At 59.7% G+C, this 682-nt stretch carries 1 protein-coding gene; it reads left to right on the top strand.

Features of this window, described 5'->3' with window-relative positions; all coding sequences use genetic code 11:
- Positions 1 to 27: 27 nt before the first annotated feature.
- Positions 28 to 682: 7-cyano-7-deazaguanine synthase QueC (queC, locus tag A3730_RS20290; RefSeq protein WP_063538787.1), on the top strand; the 655-nt coding region annotated here is incomplete at its 3' end.

Raw genomic sequence — 682 nt, forward strand, 5'->3', positions numbered from 1 at the left:
AGTAATGAGTAATTAAGGAGCCTTGCCATGAAAAAAGCCGTGGTGTTGCTATCCGGTGGCCCGGATTCTGCCACTTGCCTGGCCATTGCCAGGGACCAGGGCTATGAATGCCATACCATCGCCTTTGATTATGGCCAGCGGACCCGCTCGGAGCTGGATGCGGCGGTGCAGGTGTCCGGGGCGCTGGGGGCACTGAGCCACCGCGTTATTGAGCTGGGCATGGGCAATATCGGCGGCTCCGCCCTGACCGATCATTCTATCGATGTGCCGGAAGACGGTGGCGCAGGCATCCCGGTGACCTATGTGCCGGCGCGCAACACCGTGTTCCTGTCATTGGCGTTGGGTCTGGCAGAAGTGGTTGATGCACAAGCCATTTTTATTGGCGTGAATGCGGTGGACTATTCCGGTTACCCGGATTGCCGCCCGGCCTTTATCGAGGCGTTCCAGTCCATGGCCAACCTGGCCACCAAGGCCGGGGTGGAAGGCCGGCCGATGCAGATCGAGACCCCGTTGATGCACCTGAGCAAGGCGCAGATTATTCAGCAGGGGGTAGCGCTGGGGCTGGATTACGGGCTCACGGTGTCCTGCTATCAGGCTGACGAGAATGGCAATGCCTGTGGCAAATGCGACAGCTGCCGCTTGCGCAGCCAGGGGTTCGAGGATGCATTGGTTAAAGATCCAA

The organism is Alcanivorax sp. HI0044, assembly GCF_001634945.1.